This window comes from Streptomyces chromofuscus, assembly GCF_015160875.1.
GTDB lineage: Bacteria > Actinomycetota > Actinomycetes > Streptomycetales > Streptomycetaceae > Streptomyces > Streptomyces chromofuscus.
On sequence record NZ_CP063374.1, the window covers coordinates 2,715,609 to 2,732,816 of the forward strand.

16 protein-coding genes are annotated in these 17,208 nt (G+C 73.3%); 4 read left to right on the forward strand and 12 right to left on the reverse strand.

Annotated features, from left to right (window positions below):
• Positions 1–268: 268 nt before the first annotated feature.
• Entirely contained in the window at positions 269–1,558 is a 1,290-nt protein-coding gene (locus IPT68_RS12195) for a glucarate dehydratase family protein (protein WP_189698356.1), read from the reverse strand.
• 155 nt (positions 1,559–1,713) lie between these two features.
• Here IPT68_RS12195 and IPT68_RS12200 point away from each other — a divergent pair, with 155 nt between their 5' ends.
• Complete coding sequence (locus IPT68_RS12200) at positions 1,714–2,496, forward strand: IclR family transcriptional regulator (RefSeq protein WP_189698357.1); 783 nt, start codon at positions 1,714–1,716, stop codon at positions 2,494–2,496.
• 186 nt (positions 2,497–2,682) lie between these two features.
• Positions 2,683–3,870: an MFS transporter gene (locus tag IPT68_RS12205; RefSeq protein ID WP_189698358.1), complete on the forward strand. Its 1,188-nt coding sequence runs from the start codon at positions 2,683–2,685 to the stop codon at positions 3,868–3,870.
• Between the two features lie 60 nt (positions 3,871–3,930).
• On the opposite strand, the gene IPT68_RS12210 is transcribed toward IPT68_RS12205, so the two are convergent.
• From IPT68_RS12210 to hrcA, 10 genes are all read right to left on the reverse strand, one after another.
• Positions 3,931–4,920 (reverse strand): adenosine deaminase, encoded by a 990-nt coding sequence (locus IPT68_RS12210; protein ID WP_189698359.1) that lies wholly within the window; start codon positions 4,918–4,920, stop codon positions 3,931–3,933.
• Positions 4,921–4,939: 19 nt separating this feature from the next.
• Positions 4,940–5,881 carry a ribonuclease Z gene (locus IPT68_RS12215; RefSeq protein WP_189698360.1) on the reverse strand — a complete coding sequence of 314 codons (942 nt, stop codon included), beginning with the start codon at positions 5,879–5,881 and terminating at the stop codon, positions 4,940–4,942.
• 6 nt (positions 5,882–5,887) lie between these two features.
• Positions 5,888–6,241 (reverse strand): HIT domain-containing protein, encoded by a 354-nt coding sequence (locus tag IPT68_RS12220; RefSeq protein ID WP_189698361.1) that lies wholly within the window; start codon positions 6,239–6,241, stop codon positions 5,888–5,890.
• Positions 6,242–6,356: 115 nt separating this feature from the next.
• Positions 6,357–9,557: a S41 family peptidase gene (locus IPT68_RS12225; protein ID WP_189698362.1), complete on the reverse strand. Its 3,201-nt coding sequence runs from the start codon at positions 9,555–9,557 to the stop codon at positions 6,357–6,359.
• Between the two features lie 61 nt (positions 9,558–9,618).
• Positions 9,619–10,032, reverse strand: coding sequence for a hypothetical protein (locus tag IPT68_RS12230; RefSeq protein ID WP_373300574.1), 414 nt, complete (start codon positions 10,030–10,032; stop codon positions 9,619–9,621).
• 200 nt (positions 10,033–10,232) lie between these two features.
• Positions 10,233–10,625 (reverse strand): VOC family protein, encoded by a 393-nt coding sequence (locus IPT68_RS12235; protein WP_189698364.1) that lies wholly within the window; start codon positions 10,623–10,625, stop codon positions 10,233–10,235.
• Between the two features lie 20 nt (positions 10,626–10,645).
• Positions 10,646–11,386 carry a 16S rRNA (uracil(1498)-N(3))-methyltransferase gene (locus IPT68_RS12240; RefSeq protein WP_189698365.1) on the reverse strand — a complete coding sequence of 247 codons (741 nt, stop codon included), beginning with the start codon at positions 11,384–11,386 and terminating at the stop codon, positions 10,646–10,648.
• Complete coding sequence (locus IPT68_RS12245) at positions 11,383–12,456, reverse strand: nitronate monooxygenase (RefSeq protein ID WP_189698366.1); 1,074 nt, start codon at positions 12,454–12,456, stop codon at positions 11,383–11,385. The genes IPT68_RS12240 and IPT68_RS12245 overlap by 4 nt, the downstream gene beginning before the upstream one ends.
• Positions 12,457–12,653: 197 nt before the next feature.
• Positions 12,654–13,790, reverse strand: coding sequence for a molecular chaperone DnaJ (dnaJ, locus tag IPT68_RS12250; protein ID WP_189698367.1), 1,137 nt, complete (start codon positions 13,788–13,790; stop codon positions 12,654–12,656).
• A complete protein-coding gene (gene hrcA, locus IPT68_RS12255; RefSeq protein ID WP_189698368.1) occupies positions 13,791–14,807 on the reverse strand; it encodes a heat-inducible transcriptional repressor HrcA in 1,017 nt (338 codons plus the stop codon).
• 227 nt (positions 14,808–15,034) lie between these two features.
• Between hrcA and IPT68_RS12260 the strand changes: the two genes are divergently transcribed.
• Positions 15,035–15,781 carry an MBL fold metallo-hydrolase gene (locus IPT68_RS12260; protein ID WP_189698369.1) on the forward strand — a complete coding sequence of 249 codons (747 nt, stop codon included), beginning with the start codon at positions 15,035–15,037 and terminating at the stop codon, positions 15,779–15,781.
• Positions 15,782–15,810: 29 nt separating this feature from the next.
• Entirely contained in the window at positions 15,811–16,611 is an 801-nt protein-coding gene (locus IPT68_RS12265; RefSeq protein WP_189698370.1) for a DUF3097 domain-containing protein, read from the forward strand.
• On the opposite strand, the gene IPT68_RS12270 is transcribed toward IPT68_RS12265, so the two are convergent.
• Complete coding sequence (locus tag IPT68_RS12270) at positions 16,598–17,167, reverse strand: Uma2 family endonuclease (RefSeq protein ID WP_189698371.1); 570 nt, start codon at positions 17,165–17,167, stop codon at positions 16,598–16,600. The two genes, IPT68_RS12265 and IPT68_RS12270, sit on opposite strands and share 14 nt — an antisense overlap.
• Between the last annotated feature and the right edge of the window lie 41 nt (positions 17,168–17,208).

Genomic DNA, 17,208 nt, shown 5'->3' on the forward strand with positions numbered 1-17,208 from the left:
CACGCCGTCGCCGGACCCGGTCGCGCGGCGCCGGGCGACGCCTTCGGGGCGCCGTGGCAGCCGCCCCCTGTGGCGTCCTTCCTCACCCTGCCCACGATCCCAGCCGCTCGTGTCCGCAGCGCCACCGGCCCAACCCCTGCCCCGGGCGCACCCGCCCGCCGTACAGTCCGGCACGTGGGGCCCGTCGGTCTGTCCGCCGCCGCGGTCGGGGCGCCGGACGTGCTGCTGGTGCGGCGCGGCGGACGCAACGACCGGGTGCGGCAGGGAGTTACCAGCGGGGCATGGCGGGGGTGACCCACTCCGGGTCGGCGATCCGCATCGCGGCCGCGTCGTCGCGGTCGCGCAGCGTGCCGTCGTCGTCGAGCCAGCGCCGGTGCAGGGCGGCGAGCCGGTCCCGGTCGAGTTCGACGCCCAGGCCGGGGGCGTCCGGGACCCGTACGGCCCCGTTCTCGAAGACCAGCCGCTCGGTGAGCACGTCCTCGGACTGCCAGGGGTAGTGGGAGTCGCAGGCGTGGTGGAGGCCGGGGACGGTGGCCGCCACGTGGGTCATCGCGGCCAGGCTGATCCCCAGGTGGGTGTTGGAGTGCATGGACACCCCGACGCCGAAGGTGCGGCAGACGGCGGCGAGTTGCTGGGTGTTGCGCAGCCCGCCCCAGTAGTGGTGGTCGGACAGGACGACCTGGACGGCGCCCCGGGTGAACGCCTCCCTGATCTCGGCGAAGGTCGTCACGCACATGTTGGTGGCGAGCGGCACGCCGGTCCGCTCGGCGACCTCGGCCATGGCGGGCGTGCCGAGCGCCGGGTCCTCCAGGTACTCCAGGACGTCACCGAGGTCCCCGGCCACCTTCAGCGACGTCGCCACCGACCAGGCGCCGTTGGGGTCGAGCCGCAGCGGATGCCCGGGGAAGGCCTCCGCCAGCGCCCGTACGGCCGCGATCTCCTCGTCCGGCGGGAACACCCCGCCCTTGAGCTTGAACGACGAGAACCCGTACCGCTCCTTGAACTTGCGCGCCTGCTCCACGACCCCGGCCGGGTCGAGCGCGGCCCCCCAGTCGTCCCGCTCGGCGCGGACGCCGGCCGGGTGCTCGGCCCACTTGTAGAACAGGTACGCGCTGTACTCCACCGCGTCCCGCACCTTGCCCCCGAGCAGTGCGTGCACGGGCAGGCCGAGCGACTTGCCCAGCGCGTCGAGGCAGGCCACCTCGAAGCCGGAGACGACGGACAGCCGGAGCTTGTCCGCGGTCTGCACGCCGCGCAGTCCGCCGACGTCCACCGCCTCGGAGACCCGCGAGGCGTCCACGGCGACCTCGTCGGCGAGGGTGAACAGCCCGTTGAGGTCGCTGACCCGCCGGCCCTTCAGCTTCTCCGCGAAGGGCCGCGCCAGTTCCAGGTACTTGGTGTCGCCGTAGGTCTCCCCGACGCCGGTCACGCCGTCCGCCGTCACGACCTCCACGACCAGCCGGGGCGTGTACGGCTGGTGGACGCCCTGCGTGTTCAGCAACGGCGGGTCGGCGATCAGGACGGGGGTCAGTCGTACGTCCGTGACGGTGAGGTTCACAGGGCGGCTCCTACGAGGTCGAGTCCGGCGGCGAGCAGGATCATCCACGTATGGGGACAGAGATTAGATAGGCGAACAACGCCCGTCAATGGTTCGCGCTCACCGAAAGCCCACCGCCGGGCACCGGAGGGCGGCCCCCTGCCTACGATCAGCACATGTCGGAGACAGGCGGCGTCCGCGAGGTGAAATCGGCGGCGCGGACGGTGGAGTTGCTGGAGCTGCTGGCCGCGCGCGGCGACCGACCGGCACGGCTTCAGGAGCTGGCGGACGAGCTCGGCGTGCCCCGCAGCTCCATGTACGCCCTGCTGCGGACGCTCGCCGCCCGCGGCTGGGTCCGCATCGACGTCACCGGCTCCCTGTACGGCATCGGCATCCGCGCCCTGCTCACCGGCACCGCCTACCTCGACTCCGACCCGCGCGTACGGCTCGTGCGTCCCTACCTCGACGAGGCGTCCGAGGCGCTCGGCGAGACCATCCACATGGGCCGGCTGGACGGCCGGGACGTGGCGTACCTGGCGACCCGCGAGTCGCACGAGTACCTGCGCACCATCAGCCGGGTCGGGCGCCGGCTGCCCGCCCATGTGGGCGGTCTGGGCAAGGCCCTGCTCGCGGAGCGTCCCGACGCCGAGCTGCCCGACGGACCGTACGAGGCGCTCACCCCCAACACCCGCACCACCCGCGCCTCCCTCGCCGCCGATCTGGCCGAGGTGCGCTCACGCGGCTACGCGGTGGACCGCGAGGAGGGCGTCCTCGGCATCGTCGGCTTCGGCTTGGCGCTGCGGTACGACACTCCCGCCCAGGACGCGATCAGCTGCTCGGTGCCGGTGGCCCGGCTGACGCCGGGGCACGAGGAGCGGATCGTCGCCGTGATGCGGGAGATCCGGGCCAAGATCGAGACGACGGTGCCCGTCGGCGGGGGCTCGGTGCAGTGGCGCTAGCCGGCCGAAGGGCGCTCGTCTACCCGGCCGGGGCGGCCCCAAACAGAAGGTGACCCGGATCACCCACCCCGGCCCCCCGTCGGCCCTCCCCCGCTTGATACAAATTGCCCGCGCGTTCCTGTCCGTCGACGGTCGTCGCCCATCCCCCCTTCTGTGCCGCTCCTTTCGCATGCCCTGGGAACGCCCGTGTCCGCCCCCCGCACCACCCCGCCCTGGCCCCTCGTCGCCCTTTTCACGGCCGGGTATCTCGCCCCGTACCTCCTCCCGACCGTCGTCGGCAGGCTGGACTCCGGACTCCCCGTCTCCGCCACGCAGGCGGGCGCCATCGGCAGCGCGCTGCTGCTGAGTTCGGCGACGGCCGGTTTCCTGCTGGCCTCCCGCGTCGACCGGATCGGCCCGCGCACCCTCGCCCGGGCCGGCCTGGTGCTCGCCGTCCTCGGCTACGGCGGCGCCGCCCTCACCACCGCCGTTCCCGCGGTCGTCGCCGGCGCGGTGATCGGCGGCTTCGGCTCGGGCACGGCCACCGCGGTCGCCGCCACCGGCATCGCCGCCCAGAGGGATCCGCACCGCGTCACCACACTCGGGCTGCTCGGCGTCTCCGCCCTCGCCGGGGCCGTCTATCTGACGGTCCCGCACCTCGGCGCCGGCCACGGTCTGCCGCTGGCCGCGATCGGCCTCACCGCGCTCGCCGTCTGGCCGCTGACCGCCCGCCTGCACCCCCGCACCCCGGCGCCCGCCGTGCGCCGCCCCCGCGAGCCCCTCCCCCACCTGCGCGCCGGCCTGCTCCTCGCCGCCACGATGCCCTGCTGGTCGATGGCGCAGAACGCCCTGTGGGGCGTCAGCGGCCGGATCGGCGTCACCCAGGCCCACCTGGGCGAGGCGGCCGTCGGCGCGGTCTTCGCCGTCGCGCTCGGCGCGGGACTGCTGGGGGTCGTCGGCGCCGGGGCCCTCGGCCCACGGCTCGGGCACGCCGCCCCCATCGGCGTCGGTACCGTCCTCATCGCCGGCTGCATCGTGCTCAGCGCCTCCGCGACCGGCCTGACGACCTTCGCGGCCGGCGAGATCGCCTGGAACACGCTCTACCCGATCGTCCTGTCCTACGTCATCGGCCTCGCCGCCTCCCTCGACCCGCGCGGCCGCTGGGCGGTGCTGGTCGGCTCGGCGTCCTCGCTGGGCACCGCGGCGGGCCCGCTCACCGGCAGCCTGCTGTCGGCGCAGGCCGGCTTCCCGGCGATGGGCACCGTCCTCGCCGCCGGGCTGCTGGTGATCGCCGTGCCGATGACGGCGGTCGCGCTCGGCGCGGGCAGGCGCTCGCTCCCGGTGGTGGAGATCCCGGTGGAGACACCTGCCTACGACAGGGCGACGGCAGCGTAGGCGCCCCGGACGAGCGCCCGGGGCCTGATCCCAACGACAGGCCCCGGTGCACGACAGGCCCTAGAACTCGTACGCCTCGACCTCCGCGAGGTACCGAGCCCGCCGCTCCTCGTCGTGCTCCAGGAAGGACGCGACGAAGGAGTTGCGGGCCAGCTCGCGCAGCCGCTCCTCGCCCAGCCCCAGCGCCGCGCGCACGGCGTCGAAGTTGTCGCCGGCGTACCCGCCGAAGTAGGCCGGGTCGTCGGAGTTGACCGTGCACAGCAGCCCGGCGTCGAGCATCGCGGGCAGCGGGTGCTCGGCGAGGACGTCGACGGCGCGCAGCCGGACGTTGGACAGCGGGCACAGCGTCAGCGGGATCCGCTCGCGCACCAGCCGCTGCACCAGCGCCGGGTCCTCCATGCAGCGCAGCCCGTGGTCGACGCGCTCCACGCCGAGCACGTCGAGGGCCTCGGTGACGTACTCCGGTGGCCCTTCCTCCCCGGCGTGCGCGACCCGCCGCAGCCCGAGGGCGGCGGCGGCCTCGTACACCTCGCGGAACTTCGCCGGCGGATGCCCGACCTCGGCGGAGTCCAGCCCGATCCCGGTGATCCGGTCCAGGTACGGCTTCGCCGCGTCCAGCGTCGCCGTCGCCGACTCGGCGGACTCGTCCCGCAGGAAGCACATGATCAGCAGGGTGGAGACGCCGTGCTCGCGCTCGCTGTGCTCCAGCGCCCGCCACAGGCCCTCGACCACGGTGCCCATGCCGACCCCCCGGGTCAGGTGCGCCTGCGGGTCGAAGAAGATCTCCGCGTGCCGTACGCCCTGCGCGGCTGCCCGGGCGAGGTAGGCGTTCGCGAGGTCCGCGAAGTCCTGCTCGGTGCGCAGTACGGCCATCAGCTCGTAGTACAGGTCCAGGAAGGACTGCAGATCCTCGAACCGGTACGCCGTGCGCAGCGCTTCGGTGTCCGCGTAGGGCAGTTCCACGCCGTTGCGCGCGGCGAGCTCGAAAGCGAGCTCCGGCTCCAGGGTGCCTTCGATATGGAGGTGCAGTTCAGCTTTCGGGAGGGGCATAGTTCATCGTAGGGGCGTTTCACCGTCGTTTCGGAAGCGGCACTCTCTGGAGATCGTGCGCGACGCTCAGCTCCCCCGCGAACCCGGCGGCCCGGGCCTGCCGCTCGAACTCTCCCCCACTCTCGGCTCCGCCCGAGCGGGAGGTGCCCCCAGGCTCCGTGTAGCGCTGGCTGAAGTGGGTGAGCACGAGGTGCCGTACGCCGCTCTCCCTGGCCACCCGCGCCGCCTGTCCGGCCGTCAGGTGGCCGTGCTCGACGGCGAGTTTCTCGTCCTCGTCGAGGAACGTGGACTCGATGACGAGCATGTCGCAGCCCTCGGCGAGCGCGTACACGCCGTCGCACAGGCGGGTGTCCATGACGAACGCGAACCGCTGACCGCGCCGCACCTCGCTGACCTCCTCGAGGGCGACCCCGCCGAGCGCCCCCTCCCGCTGGATCCGGCCGACGTCCGGTCCCTTGATGCCGTGCGCGGCGAGCCGCTCGGGCAGCATCCGGCGCCCGTCGGGCTCGACGAGGCGATAGCCGTAGGACTCGACGGGATGGGAGAGCTTGTGGGCGTGCAGGGCGTACGACCGAGACGAGGAGAGCACCCCGTCGCTGTCCACCGGGGACTCCGTGAGCCGGACGGTCTCGCGGTAGGCGGTGGCGTACCGCAGCCGGTCGAAGAAGCGCTGGCCGGAGCGGGGGTAGTGCGCGGTGATGGGGTGGGGCACCTGGTCGAGGTTGATCCGCTGGATGACGCCGGCCAGGCCCAGCGAGTGGTCCCCGTGGAAGTGCGTGACGCAGATCCGGTTCAGGTCGTGGGCGGCGACCCCGGCGCGCAGCATCTGGCGCTGGGTGCCCTCTCCGGGGTCGAACAGGATGCCCTCGCCGTCCCAGCGCAGCAGGTAGCCGTTGTGGTTGCGGTGCCGGGTCGGGACCTGGCTGGCGGTGCCGAGGACCACCAATTCACGGACGGACACGACGACTTACCCGGGCGGCCATTCCAGGCCGCGCCCGCCCAGGACGTGGGCGTGCGCGTGCCAGACGGTCTGGCCGGCGCCGGGGCCCTTGTTGAAGACGATGCGGTAGCTCTCCAGCTTGTCCTCGTCGGCGACCGCCTGCGTCTCGCGCAGCAGGTCGGCGGCGATGCCGGGCGCGGCGGCGGCGAGCGCGGCGGCGTCCGGGTAGTGCGCCTTGGGGATCACCAGGACGTGGGTGGGCGCCTGGGGGTTGATGTCCCGGAAGGCGACGGTGGTTTCCGTCTCGCGGACGATCGTCGCCGGGACATGCCCCCCGACGATCTTGCAGAACAGGCAGTCGTCCTGCGGCTCCCCTGCCATTTTCCCTCCGGGGTCGGTGCGTTTTGGGGCATCGTATCGTCGCCGGGTGCGGGTGGTCGGGGGCTGGTGGCGCCCACGCGGCGGAGCCGCATGCCGGCCCAGCCCCGCACCCCCTTTACGTCGGCAGAGCGGGCGGAGTCTCAGCCGGACGTTCCTCCAGTGCCTCCAGCGCGAGCCGTATCGCCTCGTCCAGTTGGGGGTCCCGCCCTGCCGCGTGGTCCTGCGGCCGCTGGACCACCTCCACGTCCGGGTCGACCCCGTGGTTCTCCACGCCCCAGCCGTAGCCCTCCAGCCAGAAGGCGTACTTCGGCTGGGTGATCAGCGTGCCGTCCACCAGCCGGTACCGGCTGTCGATGCCGATCACACCGCCCCAGGTGCGCACTCCGACGACCGGCCCGAGGCCGAGCGCCTTGATCGCCGCGTTGACGATGTCGCCGTCCGACCCGGAGAACTCGTTGGCGACGGCGACGACGGGTCCGCGCGGTGCGTCCTGCGGATAGCTGTACGGCCGCATCCCGCGCGGCACGGCCCAGCCGACGATCCGCCGGGCCAGCTTCTCCACCACCAGCTGGGAGGTGTGCCCGCCCCGGTTCTCCCGGACGTCCACGACGAGGCCCTCCCGGGCCACCTCGACGCGCAGGTCGCGGTGGATCTGCGCCCACCCCGGCGCCTGCATGTCGGGCACATGGAGGTAGCCCAGCCGCCCGCCGGACCGCTCGTGCACGTACGCCCGCCGGTCCGCGACCCACGCGTGGTAGCGCAGCGGTTCCTCGTCCTCGATCGGTACGACGACGGCGTGCCGCACTTCACCGCCCCCCGACGGAGAGATGGTCAGCTCGACCGCCTTGTCCGCCGTACCGACCAGCAGCGGGCCCGGGCCGGTCACCGGATCCACGGCCCGTCCGGCAACCGCCACGATCGCGTCCCCGGCACGCACGGCGACGCCGGGCGCGGCCAGCGGCGAGCGGGCGTCCGGGTCGGAGGTCTCCGAGGGCAGGATGCGGTCGATGCGCCAACTGCCGTCCGGATGCCGGGAGATGTCCGCGCCGAGCAGTCCCTGCCGGGCTCCGTTGCCGCCCGCGCCACGCGGGACCACGTAGGCGTGCGAGGTGCCCAGCTCGCCCTGCACCTCCCACAGCAGGTCCACCAGGTCGTCGTGGGTGGCGACCCGGTCCAGGACGGGCCGGTAGCGGTCGAGGACGCCGTCCCAGTCGACGCCGCTCATGTCCGGCCGCCAGAAGTGGTCGCGCATGATGCGGCCGGTCTCGTCGTACATCTGCCGCCACTCGGCGGCCGGGTCGACGGTCTGGCGTACCCGGGTGAGGTCGACGGTGACGTTGGTGTCGCTGTCCTCGTCGCCCGAGGCGCGCCGGTCGCTCGGTACGACCTTCAGCCGGCCGTCGGTCCACAGCAGCACCCGCTTGCCGTCGCCGCTGACCTCGAAGTGGTCGGCGTCGGCCGCGAGGTGCTCCAGACGCTGCTGGGCGAGGTCGTAGCGCTCCAGCTCGGTCTTGGGGTCGGGGTCGTCCGGGGTGGCCCGGGAGGAGCCGAGGACGCCCTGGACGGGGTGGCGCAGCCACAGCACGCCGTCCTTCGCGGCGCGCAGGTTGGAGTAGCGCCCGGCCTCCACGGGGAACGGCACGATCCGGTCGGCGAGCCCTTCCAGGTCGATCCGCGTGGTCGGCGTGCCCTCGCTGTCGGGCGTCTCGTCCTTGTCCGGCGTCTCGAAGGGACGGCCGTGCCGCTGCGGACCGAACGGGGACGGGGTGGTCGCGGACAGCGTGATCAGGTGCGGCCGGTCGCCCACCACGAACGCCAGGTCGAAGACGTGCTCGTCGTAGACCGGGTCGAAGGAGCGGTTGGACAGGAACGCCAGGTGCTTGCCGTCGGCGGTGAAGGCGGGGGCGTAGTCCTGGAAACGCAGCGGCGTCGCCTCGGTGACCGACAGGTCGGTGGTGTTGGCGAGCTTCAGCTGGCACAGCGGGCGCGGGCCCGGGTGGGACCAGGCGATCCAGGCGGAGTCGGGCGAGAAGACCAGCCCGCGCACGTCGCCGTTCTCGCTGCGGTCGACCTCGCGCACCTCGCCGGTCTCCCGCTCGACGAGCAGCAGCCGTCCGTCGTGCGCGGCGACCGCGGCCCGGCTGCCGTCGGGAGCCATGGCGAGCCCGAGGACCCGGCCGAGCCGGCCCGCGGCGAGCCGGCGCGGGATCGAGCCCGGCGTCAGCCCGGTGGCGGGCGCGAACTCCAGGGCGTCCTCGCCCTCGGCGTCCGTCACCCACACCACCCATTCCTCGCCCTCGGCGCGGAAGGTGCGCGGCAGCCGGGCCCGGACGCCGGGTTCGGCGGCCAGCGCGCGGGCGGGGCCGGAGCGGTGGGTCACCCAGTGCACCCCGCCGCGCACGGCGACCGCGCTGCCGCGCGCGGTGTGGTCGGGGGACGCCGACCCGAACCAGCGGGAGGCGTTCACCGGGTACGGCTGACGGTCGGTGCGCTGCCCGCCGAGCCGGACGTCGAGGCGGCGCGGCTCGGCGCCGTCGAGGTCGTCCAGCAGCCACAGCTCACCGGCACTGCAGTACACGACCCGGGTGCCGTCGCTCGCCGCGTGCCGGGCGTAGAAGCCGTCGAGCGGCGTGTGCCGCCGCAGGTCCGAGCCGTCGGCGAGGGAGGAGTACAGAGCGCCCGTGCCCTCGTGGTCGGACAGGAACGCGATACGGTCGCCGGCCCAGGCCGGGTACTCGACGTTGCCGTCCAGCTCCTCGTGCAGCCGTACGAACTCGCCGTCGCCGTCCCGGTCGATCCACAGCTTGCCCGCCGTACCGCCCCGGTACCGCTTCCAGGCGGCGGCCTCCCGGCCCATCGGCGCGGACAGCAGCACGGTGTGCGGGCCGTGGGCGACCCCGCCGACCGGGCCGTACGGCAGCCGGGTCGGGGGTCCGCCGTCGAGCGGCACGGCGTGCGCCCAGGTGCGGCGGAGGGTGGCCTGGCCGTGGGTGGTGAGGGCGAGCACCTGCCCGTCGGGGGTCCAGCCGCGCACCCGGGTCGTCCAACTGCCCCAGTGGGTCAGGCGTCTGGCGGGACCGCCGTCGACGGGCGCGACGTGCACCTCGGGCGCGCCGTCACGGGTTGAGGTCCAGGCGACGGTGGTGCCGTCGGGCGAGATACGCGGCTGGGTCACCGGCACGTTGTCGGCGCTGACCCGCCAGGCCCGCCCACCGTCGAGCGGCGCGAGCCAGACGTCGTCCTCGGCGGTGAAGGTCACCAACTCGCCCTGGACATGCGGAAACCGGAGATACGCGGGCACTGCGGACTGGGTCACCAGGTCACCCTACGCAGGCGCGGGGCCCGCGCACAGGGGTTTGGATCACTTGCCCCACCTGCTATTTGCCCTCGGGCCAGCACGTGGGAGCGCTGCGGCAGTACACGGTCCTGGTGACGGTCACCGTGGTGGTGGGGCCACCTCCGGGCGGGGTGCCGACGGGCGGGGCGGAGGTGGCGTCGCAGTCGCCCAGTCCGCTGACCCGGAACCACTGCTTGCCGTCGATCCGCGCGGTGAGGTCGCCGCGCACGCAGGCGCCGCCGACCGCGCGGGTCACCCTGCCGGTGACGGTGATCTCCCTGCCGTCGGAGGTCTGCCCCTCGCAGTCGACGTCCGCGACGGTGCCGGCGCTCGCGGACGGTGCCGGCCCGCCGCGGTCGCCGTAGTGGGCGGTGCAGCTGAGCCACTGCACATCCGCCTCGCGCCGCTCGAGTTCCCGGGTCACCAGCTCGTCCGTCGTGTAGGCCACGGTCATGGAACTCAGGGCACCCGGCTCACACGCCACCAGCCCGCCCGCACCGGCCACCACGACCACCGCCACCCCGGCCGCCCGCCGCATGCGAGGACGGCTCCCGACCCACCGCGATACCCCCATGAACGGCAGCCTGCCACCACCCCGGCCACCGCGGTAGGGCGCATACGGCCACCCGGTACGCCGGCGGGAGGCCGTCGCCGTCAGATGTTGAGGAGTTGCCACTCCTGGAGTTCCACCAGGTTGCCCTCCGGGTCCTTGAGGTGGGCGGTGCGCATGCGGTCCGTCGTGGGGGCCGGGCCGTGCAGGAGGGTCGCGCCGCGGGCCGTGATGCGCTCGCAGTAGGTGTCGAGGTCGTCGACGCGCAGGACCACCAGCGAACGGTGGCCCGTCGCGGTGTCGTTCACCTCGCCGATCAGGTCCGCCATCATCGCGCGGTCCTGCAGCGCGATGCCCGCCGAGCCCGTCGCGGGGCTGAACCTCTCGTACGGTCCCTCGGTCGCACCCGACTGCGGCTTCAGGCCGAGGACATCGGCGTAGAAGCGGTAGCAGGCGGCGAAGTCGCTGACCAGGAGCCTGACTTGGGCGAGTTCCATGACGTCCTCCCGCGCGGGGATCAGGACCAGCGTCCGGTACGGCCGAGCAGCAGCGCCGCCGCCGCGGTACCGGCCGTCGAGGTGCGCAGCACGGTCGGCCCGAGCCGGTAGGCACGCGCCCCGGCCTGCGCGAAGAGCGACAACTCCTCCGGGGAGACGCCTCCTTCGGGTCCGACGACCAGCACGATCTCGCCCTCGGTGGGCAGTTCGGCGGCGGCCAGCGGTTCCTCACCGCTCTCGTGCAGTACGGCGGCGAAGCCGGCCCCGGCGAGCAGCGCGGCGACCTGCTTGCCCGTCGCCGCGTCCGCGACCTCGGGGAAGCGCACCCGGCGGGACTGCTTGCCGGCCTCGCGGGCGGTGGCCCGCCACTTGGCCAGGGACTTCGCTCCGCGGTCGCCCTTCCACTGGGTGATGCAGCGGGCGGCCTGCCAGGGCACGATCGCGTCGACCCCGACCTCGGTCATGGTCTCCACGGCCAGCTCGCCCCGGTCCCCCTTGGGCAGGGCCTGGACGACCGTGATGCGAGGTTCGGGCACCGGTTCCTCGGACACCGAGTCCATGTGGACGATCAGCCGGTCCTTGCCCTCGGTGTCCACGACCACGCACTCCGCCCAGCGCCCGGCCCCGTCGGTGAGGACCACGTCCTCGCCGGGCCGCAGCCGCTTCACGGAGACCGCGTGCCGGCCCTCGGGCCCGTCGAGGACGTACCGTCCGCCGTCGCCCGCGCGGAAGTGCTCGACGACGAAGACCGGAGCGGTCATCCGGCGCTCCCGGAGGACAACGCCGTCGTGGCCGCGGTGAGCTCGGCCGCCAGCACCTGCACCAGCTCCCCGGCGGGCAGCTCACGCGCCATCCCGTGGCCCTGGCCGGCCCACAGCGCCATGCCCTGCGCGTCGCCCGCCCGCGCCGCGGCCTTGCGGATCGGGGAGGTGAGGTGGTGGACCTCGGGGTAGGCGGCGGGGGCGTACGGGCCGTGCTCGCGCAGGAAGCGGTTGACCAGGCCGCGGGCCGGGCGGCCGGAGAAGGCGCGGGTGAGTGCCGTACGGACGAACAGCGGGTTGGTCAGCGCCTGCTTGTGCACGGCGCTCGCGCCGGACTCGGGGGTGGGCAGGAACGCCGTGCCGAGCTGCGCGGCGCTCGCGCCGGCCGCCAGGACGGCGGCGATCTGGCTGCCGCGCATGATGCCGCCGGCGGCGACGAGCGGCAGGCCGACCGCCTCGCGGATCTGGCCGATCAGGGAGAGCAGGCCGATGGCGGAGCCGTCGTTCTCGGGGATGTCCCGGTGCGTGCCCTGGTGGCCGCCGGCCTCGGCACCCTGCACGATCACGGCGTCGGCGCCGGCCTGCTCGACGGCCCGGGCCTCGTCGGGCGTGGTGGCGGTGACGAGGGTGAGGGTGCCGACGCGGCGGAGGGAGTCCAGGACCTCACGGCTGGGCACGCCGAAGTGGAAGGAGACCACCGGCACCGGGTTGTCCAGCAGCACCGCGAGCTTGGTGTCGTAACCGTCGTCCCGGCCGCTGTCGGGGTCGCCGAGCTCGGTCTCGTACCAGGCGGCCTCTCCGGCCAGCTGATGGGCGTAGACGTCGACGGCGGCGGGCTCCGCGACGTCGGGCTGCGGCATGAACAGGTTCACGCCGAAGGGGCGGGCGGTCAGCCCCCGCACCTGCTTGATCTCCTGGTACATGCCGTCGGCCGTCTTGTAACCGGCCGCGAGGAATCCGAGCCCGCCGGCCTCGGACACGGCCGCGGCGAGCCGCGGCACGGAGACGCCGCCCGCCATGGGGGCCTGCACGATCGGAAGCGGAAAGAGATCGGTCAGTGCGGAGGACATGACGGCATGTTGTCACGTCCTCCGAACAAGTCCGAATCCGGGCTGCCGTCCGGCATATGCCGACGGCACCCCGTCGAACGCGTTCTTCGGCCGCGGGAAACAGCCCCCGCTGCCCGGCTGACGGTGCCTGCCCGGGGACACCCGCCGGTCCCCCGGCCGCGTCTCGGCGCAGCCTCGGCACCATCCGTCAGCAGCCGTCAGCGCCCGTTGAACGCGTCCTTCAGCCGCGAGAACAGCCCCTGCTGCCCGGGCTGGAACTGTCCCTGAGGTCGTTCCTCGCCGCGGAGCTTGGCCAGCTCCCGCAGGAGTCGTTCCTGCTCCACGTCCAGCTTGGTCGGGGTCTGGACCTCGACGTGGACGACGAGGTCGCCGCGGCCGCCGCCGCGCAGGTGCGTGACGCCCCGGCCGTGCAGCGGGATCGACTGGCCGGACTGGGTGCCGGGCCGGATGTCGACCTCCTCCAGGCCGTCCAGGGTCTCCAGCGGCACCTTCGTGCCGAGGGCCGCCGCCGTCATCGGGATCGTGACCGTGCAGTGCAGGTCGTCGCCGCGCCGCTGGAAGGTCGAGTGCGGCAGCTCGTGGATCTCGACGTAGAGGTCGCCGGCCGGACCGCCACCGGGCCCGACCTCGCCCTCACCGGCGAGCTGGATGCGCGTGCCGTTGTCGACACCGGCCGGAATCTTCACCGTCAGCGTGCGCCGGGAACGCACCCGGCCGTCGCCCGCGCACTCCGGGCACGGGTTCGGCACGACGGTGCCGAAGCCCTGGCACTGCGGGCAGGGGCGCGAGGTCATGACCTGGCCCAGGAAGGACCGAGTGACCTGCGACACCTCACCGCGCCCGCGGCACATGTCGCACGTCTGCGCCGAGGTCCCCGGCGCCGCTCCCTCGCCGCTGCACGTGGAGCAGACGATGGCCGTGTCGACCTGGATGTCCTTCGTCGTGCCGAAGGCCGCCTCGTCCAGCTCGACCTCGATACGGATCATCGCGTCCTGGCCCCGGCGGGTGCGCGAGCGCGGCCCGCGCTGCGACGCCGTGCCGAAGAACGCGTCCATGATGTCCGAGAAGTTCCCGAAGCCACCCGCGCCGAAGCCGCCCGCGGCGCCCGCGCCGGCCTGCGACAGCGGGTCGCCGCCGAGGTCGTAGACCTGCTTCTTCTGCGGGTCCGACAGCACCTCGTAAGCGGCGTTGATCTCCTTGAACCGCTCCTGCGTCTTCGGATCGGGATTGACGTCCGGGTGCAGCTCGCGTGCGAGCCGCCGGAAGGCCTTCTTGATCTCTTCCTGCGACGCGTCGCGGCGCACGCCGAGAACGGCGTAGTAGTCCGTGGCCACTTACGACTCCGCCAGGATCTGTCCGACGTACCGTGCCACTGCGCGTACCGCTCCCATCGTTCCCGGGTAATCCATGCGGGTCGGTCCGACCACGCCGAGCTTGGCGACTGCCTCGCCGCCCGAACCGTAGCCGACCGACACCACCGACGTGGAGTTGAGTCCCTCATGGGCGTTCTCGTGCCCGATGCGCACGGTCATGCCCGAATCCTTCGCCTCGCCCAGGAGCTTGAGGAGCACGACCTGCTCCTCGAGCGCCTCCAGGACGGGGCGGATGGTGAGGGGGAAGTCATGTCCGAAGCGGGTCAGATTGGCGGTGCCGCCGATCATCAGCCGCTCCTCGGTCTGTTCGACGAGCGTCTCCAGGAGGGTGGAGAGCACCGTCTGGACCGTGCCGCGGTCCTCCAGCTCGAAGGCTTCCGGCAGATCCTGCACCAACTGTGGCACGTCCGCGAAACGGCGGCCCGCGACCCGGCTGTTCAGCCGCGCCCGCAGATCCGCCAGCGACGCCTCGCCGAACGGCGCCGGGCAGTCGACCATCCGCTGCTCGACCCGCCCGGTGTCGGTGATCAGCACCAGCATCACGCGCGCCGGCGCCAGCGAGAGCAACTCCACGTGCCGCACGGTGGACCGGGTCAGTGACGGGTACTGCACGACGGCGACCTGCCGCGTCAGCTGCGCGAGGAGCCGCACGGTGCGGGCCACCACGTCGTCCAGGTCGACGGCGCCATCGAGGAAGTTCTGGATCGCGCGCCGCTCCGGCGCGGTCAGCGGCTTGACCTCGGCGAGCTTGTCGACGAAGAGCCGGTAGCCCTTGTCGGTGGGGATGCGCCCGGCGCTGGTGTGCGGCTGGGCGATGTATCCCTCGTCCTCCAGGGCGGCCATGTCGTTGCGCACGGTCGCCGGGGAGACGCCGAGGCCGTGCCGCTCGGTGAGCGCCTTGGAACCGACCGGCTCCTCGGTGCCGACGTAGTCCTGGACGATCGCGCGCAGTACCTGCAGCCTTCGTTCACTGAGCATCCGCGCACACCTCCAGCACGTCGTCCCCTTGGCGCTTCCCCCTGGCACTCGACGCAGGCGAGTGCCAGCCTTACCGGCCCAGTGTACGGCCGCCGGGTACGCCTCCGGCAAGGCCGGTCCCCGGAGGTCGTGCCGGGTGGGGGCGTACCGCACGCCCTGTCGCCGCGATCAAGCCGTTCGCGCGGCCGGGCAGGCGCGAACACGGCGACAGGGCCTAGCGTCGCGGTATGAGCGTGACTTGGGAAGAGGTGGGCTGGGAGCGGCTCGCGGACGGCGTCGGGCGCTGCCGGCTGCCCGGCTGGGACTGCACGGTGGGGCTGGTGGTCGGCCGGGGCGCGGCGCTGCTGATCGACGCGGGGTCGAGCCTCGCGGAGGGGGCGGCGCTGCGGGCGCGGGCGGAGGCGCTGGCCGGTCACCGTGTGACCCATCTCGCGTTGACCCACCCCCACTTCGACCACGTGCTGGGCGCGGCGGCGTTCGCCGGGGTCGAGGTGTTCGGCGCGGTCGGCATCGACTCCGTGCTCGGCGGCCGGCGCGGACGTGAGGAACTCCGCGCGGACGCCGTCCACCACGGTCTGGACGCTGCGGCGGCGCAGGAGGCGGCCGACACGCTGGTCCCGCCCCGCCATCACGTCTGCGGCGAGTGGACCCTCGACCTGGGCCCCGGCCGGCAGGTGCTGCTGGCGAACGTGGGCCCGGCGCACACCGCGTACGACCTGGTGGTGCTGGTCCCCGGGGAGCGTCCGGGCGAGCCGGAGGTGGTCTTCTGCGGCGATCTGGTCGAGGAGTCGGGGGAGCCGCAGGCGGGTCCCGACGCCGTGGCGTCGCACTGGCCCGCCGCCCTCGACCGGCTGCTCGACCTGGGGGGTGAGGACGCACTGTACGTGCCCGGTCACGGAGCGGTGGTGGACGCGGCGTTCGTGCGGCGCCAGCGCGACGCCCTCGCCGTCCGGTTCGGCGTGTCGCACGGATGACGCAAGGGCCTGTCCATATCGTCATGCGAATGCGCCAGTACTCTCCGGATCTGACCCCTCCGTGGAAGAAGCCCCGGCCCGTCCCGGAGGTCGCCGCGGAGCCCGGCCTGGTCGTCGAGGAGCCCGGCACCGGTTTCTGCGGCGCGGTGATCCGCTGCGAGGCGGGCACGGTGACCCTGGAGGACCGGTTCGGCAAGCAGCGGGTGTTCCCGCTGGAGCCACGGGGCTTCCTGCTGGAGGGCCGGGTGGTGACGCTCGTGCGGCCGTCCTCCGGTCCGGTGCGTCCGACCCGTACCGCCTCCGGCTCGGTCGCCGTCCCCGGCGCCCGTGCCCGGGTGGCCCGCGCCGGCCGCATCTACGTCGAGGGCCGGCACGACGCCGAGCTCGTGGAGAAGGTCTGGGGCGACGACCTGCGCGTCGAGGGCGTGGTCGTGGAGTACCTGGAGGGTGTCGACGACCTCCCGGCGATCGTGGAGTCCTTCGCGCCGGGCCCGGACGCGCGGCTGGGCGTCCTGGTGGACCACCTGGTGCCGGGCACGAAGGAGTGGCGCATCGCGGAGTCGGTGACCAGCGAGCACGCCCTGGTGGTGGGCCACCCGTACATCGACATCTGGGAGGCGGTGAAGCCGGCGTCGCTGGGCATCGCGGCGTGGCCCCGCGTACCACGCGGGCAGGACTGGAAGACGGGGGTGTGCCGGGCTCTGGGGTGGCCGGAGAACACCGGCGCGGCCTGGCAGGCGATCCTGTCGCGGGTGCGCTCCTACAAGGACCTGGAACCCGAGCTGCTCGGCCGCGTGGAGGAACTGATCGACTTCGTCACGGCGCCTTGAGCGATGGAAGAGTGCCGAACCGGCTCGTGTCCAGGTCGACGCCGATGATCGGCAGGTGCACTCGGTCCCCGAACTTGCGTGTGCGGTTGCTCTGGTAGTCCGCCGACAACCCGGTCCCCGTCGGCTCCGTCAGCACCAGGCACCTCGCTTCGAAGGGGTCGATGATCAGGTAGACCGGCACGCCACCGGCGGCGTAGATCGACCGCTTCTCCACGTAGTCCCGATGCACGCTGGTTCGGGAAACGACCTCGACCAGCATGGTCACCGCCGGTGCGGGCACCAGCCGTCCGGGGCTGTCGTCGGCGCCCGCCTCCATGACCACCAGATCGGGCTGGGGCTCGCTCTCCTCGCGCGGAAAGGCCACGTCCTGGGTCTGAAGCCGTTCCCAGCGATCCGAGGGAATCTGGTCCTGCACGAACTGCACGATGCGGTTGTGGACCTTGTCGGGTCCGGCCATCATCACGATTTCCCCCCGGATGAGCTCGGCCTTGAAGCCCTCGGGAACGACAAGGTTCTCGAACGCCTCATGCACCCGGCGATCATCCACAGCGGTCATCTCCGTGGCCCTCCGCATCCGCCGCGCACTGTCGGCGGCAG

Coding starts and splice junctions, on each gene's coding strand:
- IPT68_RS12220 (WP_189698361.1), bottom strand. CDS start 6,241: ATGGCAGGGGAGCCGCAGGACGACTGCCTGTTCTGCAAGATCGTCGGG.
- IPT68_RS12270 (WP_189698371.1), bottom strand. CDS start 17,167: ATGACCGCTGTGGATGATCGCCGGGTGCATGAGGCGTTCGAGAACCTT.
- IPT68_RS12265 (WP_189698370.1), top strand. CDS start 15,811: ATGCGCCAGTACTCTCCGGATCTGACCCCTCCGTGGAAGAAGCCCCGG.
- IPT68_RS12235 (WP_189698364.1), bottom strand. CDS start 10,625: ATGGAACTCGCCCAAGTCAGGCTCCTGGTCAGCGACTTCGCCGCCTGC.
- IPT68_RS12245 (WP_189698366.1), bottom strand. CDS start 12,456: ATGTCCTCCGCACTGACCGATCTCTTTCCGCTTCCGATCGTGCAGGCC.
- IPT68_RS12210 (WP_189698359.1), bottom strand. CDS start 4,920: ATGCCCCTCCCGAAAGCTGAACTGCACCTCCATATCGAAGGCACCCTG.
- IPT68_RS12260 (WP_189698369.1), top strand. CDS start 15,035: ATGAGCGTGACTTGGGAAGAGGTGGGCTGGGAGCGGCTCGCGGACGGC.
- IPT68_RS12200 (WP_189698357.1), top strand. CDS start 1,714: ATGTCGGAGACAGGCGGCGTCCGCGAGGTGAAATCGGCGGCGCGGACG.
- IPT68_RS12240 (WP_189698365.1), bottom strand. CDS start 11,386: ATGACCGCTCCGGTCTTCGTCGTCGAGCACTTCCGCGCGGGCGACGGC.
- IPT68_RS12230 (WP_373300574.1), bottom strand. CDS start 10,032: ATGACCGTGGCCTACACGACGGACGAGCTGGTGACCCGGGAACTCGAG.
- hrcA (WP_189698368.1), bottom strand. CDS start 14,807: ATGCTCAGTGAACGAAGGCTGCAGGTACTGCGCGCGATCGTCCAGGAC.